This window comes from Variovorax sp. 20P10.2.4 (genome assembly GCF_058244205.1).
In genome coordinates, this window is the sequence record NZ_JBZAYE010000680.1 from 1 (window position 1) to 3,754 (window position 3,754).

The window sequence follows — 3,754 nt, forward strand, 5'->3', positions numbered from 1 at the left end:
CCCGTGAAGAAGAGCCCGTTCGCCGAGTTCTCCGCGCTGCAGGCCGCCGACGCCAACGGCGTGATGCTGCCCAAGGGCTTCAGCTCGCGCATCGTCGCGCGCTCGGGCACCGCGGCCGCGGGCAGCTATGCATGGCACGGCGCGCCCGATGGCGGCGCGGTCTATCCGGGCCCCGACGGCGGCTGGATCTACCTGAGCAATTCGGAAGTCGGCAGCAAGAACGGCGGCGTCGGCGCGCTGCGCTTCGACAAGAACGGCGTGGTCGTCGATTCGTACGCGGTGCTCAAGAACACCTCCACCAACTGCGCCGGCGGCCCCACGCCCTGGGGCACCTGGCTCTCGTGCGAGGAGCATTCGAGCGGCATGGTGTGGGAGTGCGATCCCGCCAAACCCTGGGTCGATGCCAACAGCGCGCCCAGCCTGCCCGCGCTCGGCCTCTATGCGCACGAAGCCGTCTGCGTGGACCCGGTCCACAAGACGCTCTACCTGACCGAGGACGCCTCGGGCGGCCGTGTCTACCGCTTCGTCTGCGACGCCAGCGACTGGCCCGAAGGCGCGGCGCGTCCCGCCATGAAGAGCGGCCGGCTCGAAGTGCTCAAGGTCAAGGGCATCGTGAACGACGTGGACCTCGCCGCGCCCGACTACGCCAAGCTCAAGGACTACGGCACGCCCCAGCCCGTGGAATGGCTCGACGTGATCAATCCCGAGAAGGCGCAGGCCGGCGTGCGCAGCGCCATGCGCACTGGCGGCCTCACGCCGCCCGGCGCCATCTTCACCAAGGCCGAGGGCATCTGGTTCTTCAACGGCATCGTCTATTTCGTGACCTCGTTCAATGCCCGCATCTGGGCCTACGACACGCTGAACCAGACGCTCGAGGTGATCTACGACGGCAAGGACAAGGACCCGGCCACGCACTCGATCGACGAGCCCGACAACCTGACGATCTCGGCGCTCGGCGACATCCTCGTGGCCGAGGACGCGGGCAACCTCGAGATCGGCGTGCTGCGCATCGAAGCCGGCACCTCCCAGCCGCTGATGCGCCTCGTGGGCCACGACGACAGCGAAGTCACCGGCCCCGCCCTCTCGCCCGACGGCACGCGCCTGTACTTCAGCTCGCAGCGCGGCACCAGCGGCTCGAGCAACGGCGGCATCACCTTCGAGATCACGCTGCCTTCGCCCGCCAAGTAAAGCGGCACGGCGCGCATTCCTGCGAGCAGTCTTGGCCCGGTTCGTCCGGGCCTTTTTTCGTCCGCGGCGATATGCCAGGGCGCATCGCCCTACGCACGCGCGCGCCATGCCGCCGCATACTTCGCTCATGAACGCCCCTTCCGACCGCGTGCGGCGCGTCTACCTCGCCGGCCCTGATGTCTTCAGCGCCGATGCCACGGCGCGCCTGCAGCGCCTGGTCGAGGCCTGCGAGGCGCGCGGTCTCGAGGCGCTGCCGCCGGCCGAGGACGCGAGCGGCCCGGCCACGCCGCCGGCCGAAGTGGCGCAGGCGATCTACGACACCAACATGGCGTTGCTGCGCCGCGCCTCGGGCGTGATCGCCGACCTGTCGCCGTTCCGCGGCACCGAGCCCGATTCGGGCACGGTGTTCGAGGTCGGCGTGGCGATCGCGTTGGGCCTGCCGGTGGTGGGCTACGGCATTCCCGAGGGCAGCTATGCGGCGCGCGTCGAAACGGCGCTGCCCACGCAGCGCGATGCCGACGGCACGCTGCGCGACGCCAGCGGCATGGCGGTCGAGGGCTTCGAGCTGCCGCTCAACCTGATGCTGGCCTGCTCGATCCGCATCGCGCGCACGGCCGAGGAAGCGCTCGACCTGCTGCAGCAGCGCCTGGGCTGAATCAGCGGCCGCCCGCGGCGGTCGTGATCATGCGTTCCATCAGCGCGAGCAGCGGCTGCTCCATCATCGGCAGCACCAGCGCGATGCCGGCCAGGCCCGCGGTCAGCGTGACCGGGAAGCCGATGGCGTAGATGTTCATCTGTGGCGCCACGCGCGAGACGATGCCCAGCGTGAAGTTGACGAACAGCAGGAGGCCGATCATCGGCAGCGCGATCCACATCGCGCTCGCGAACAGGTCGGTGCCCAGCTCGTGCATGCGCGTGCGCGCCAGCGCCTGCAGCAGGCTGCCGCCGACCGGGAAGGCCTCGAAGCTGCGGATCACCGCCATCAGCACCGTGAGGTGGCCGTTGATCACCACGAAGAACAGCACCGCGATGTTGCCGAAGAAGCGCGACACGGCGCTGGTCTGGCCGCTGCTCACGGGGTCGAAGAAGGAGGCGAAGTTCAGGCCCATCTGCAGTCCGACCAGCTCGCCCGCGAACTCCACCGCCGCGAACACCATGCGCACCGAGAAGCCGATCGCCATGCCGATGCCCACCTGCTGCACCAGCGCGCCGAGCATCGCGGCGTCGTTGAGGCCGATCATCGGCGGCGTGTCCAGCGTGGCCTGCGCGCACAGCGCGACCATGAAGGCCAGCCCGATGCGCGCGCGCACCGGGAAGGCGCGCGAGGAGAAGACCGGCGCCGTGGTGAACACGCCCAGCACGCGCAGGAAGGGCCACAGCACGGGCGTGACCCAGGCCATGAGCTGGGCTTCGGTGAAGGTCAGCACGGCAACGGAAGAAGGCGCGCTACAGCACCATCTGCGGAATCGACTCGATCACGCGGCGGATGTAGTCGACCAGCGTGGCGAGCATCCACGGCCCGGCCAGCGCGAACACCGCCACCGCCGCCACCAGCTTGGGCACGAAGGCCAGCGTGGCCTCGTTGATCTGCGTGATGGCCTGGAAGATGCTCACCACCAGGCCCACGACCAGCACCACCAGCAGCACGGGTAGCGACACGGTCAGGAGCATGACCAGCGCCTCCTGCCCCATCGTCAGGACCATCTGCGCGTTCATGTGGCGAAGCTCGCGGCGAGCGAGCCGATCAACAGGTTCCAGCCGTCCGCGAGCACGAACAGCATGAGCTTGAACGGCAGCGCGACCAGCACCGGCGACAGCATCATCATGCCGAGCGACATCAGCACGCTCGAGACCACGATGTCGATCACCAGGAACGGGATGAAGATCATGAAGCCGATCTGGAACGCCGACTTGAGCTCGCTGGTGGCGAAGGCCGGGATCAGCACGCGCATCGGCGCGGTCTCGGCCTTGACGTCGGCCGGCAGCTTGGCGAGCCGCGCGAACAGCGCGAAGTCGCTCTGGCGCGTCTGCTTGAGCATGAACTGGCGCATCGGCGTCTCGGCGCGCTTGAGCGCCTCCTCGAAGCCGATGGCATTGGTGCTGTAGGGCTTGTAGGCCTCGTCGTAGACGCGGTCCAGCGTGGGACCCATCACGAACACCGTGAGGAACAGCGACAGGCCGATGATCACCTGGTTGGGCGGCGCCGACTGCGTGCCCAGCGCCTGGCGCAGCAGCGACAGCACGATCACGATGCGCGTGAACCCGGTCATCATCAGCACGATGGCCGGCAGGAACGACAGCGCGGTGAAGAACAGCAAGGTCTGCACCGGCACCGAGAAGCTGGTGCCGCCGCTGCCCGAGCCCACCAGCAGCGGCAGCTGGCCGCCGGTCTCCTGCGCGAAGGCGAACGCGGGCGCGAGCAGCGCGAGGGCCGCGAGGGCTTTAGCGCGGCAATTGCGCATGCGGCACCTCGGAAGACGCGGCCGGCAGCGTGTGCAGGCAGGTGATCGACTGGCCGGTCACGCCCAGCACCAGCCAGGTCCGCGCGCCCTCGGGGCCGACCTCG

General features: G+C 69.0%; 6 protein-coding genes. 2 read left to right on the forward strand and 4 right to left on the reverse strand.

Going from position 1 to position 3,754, the window contains the following annotated elements:
• The coding region (locus tag AC27VN_RS35555) for an alkaline phosphatase PhoX (protein ID WP_490879660.1) at positions 1–1,188 on the forward strand (1,188 nt) is incomplete at its 5' end.
• A 127-nt stretch (positions 1,189–1,315) separates the two neighbouring features.
• On the forward strand, positions 1,316–1,843 hold the full coding sequence (locus tag AC27VN_RS35560; protein WP_490879661.1) for a nucleoside 2-deoxyribosyltransferase: 528 nt from the start codon (positions 1,316–1,318) through the stop codon (positions 1,841–1,843).
• A gap of 1 nt (position 1,844) precedes the next feature.
• Here the strand turns inward: AC27VN_RS35560 and fliR are convergent, their stop codons facing one another.
• From fliR to AC27VN_RS35580, 4 genes are read right to left on the reverse strand one after another with little or no spacing between them, the layout of a single operon-like run.
• Positions 1,845–2,615 carry a flagellar biosynthetic protein FliR gene (fliR, locus tag AC27VN_RS35565; protein ID WP_490879662.1) on the reverse strand — a complete coding sequence of 257 codons (771 nt, stop codon included), beginning with the start codon at positions 2,613–2,615 and terminating at the stop codon, positions 1,845–1,847.
• A 19-nt stretch (positions 2,616–2,634) separates the two neighbouring features.
• Entirely contained in the window at positions 2,635–2,904 is a 270-nt protein-coding gene (fliQ, locus tag AC27VN_RS35570; RefSeq protein ID WP_057591754.1) for a flagellar biosynthesis protein FliQ, read from the reverse strand.
• Positions 2,901–3,650, reverse strand: a complete 750-nt coding sequence (gene fliP / locus AC27VN_RS35575) for a flagellar type III secretion system pore protein FliP (RefSeq protein WP_490879663.1) — start codon at positions 3,648–3,650, stop codon at positions 2,901–2,903. The genes fliQ and fliP overlap by 4 nt, the downstream gene beginning before the upstream one ends.
• Positions 3,631–3,720: a hypothetical protein gene (locus tag AC27VN_RS35580; protein ID WP_490879664.1), complete on the reverse strand. Its 90-nt coding sequence runs from the start codon at positions 3,718–3,720 to the stop codon at positions 3,631–3,633. Before AC27VN_RS35580 ends, fliP begins: the two co-directional genes overlap by 20 nt.
• Between the last annotated feature and the right edge of the window lie 34 nt (positions 3,721–3,754).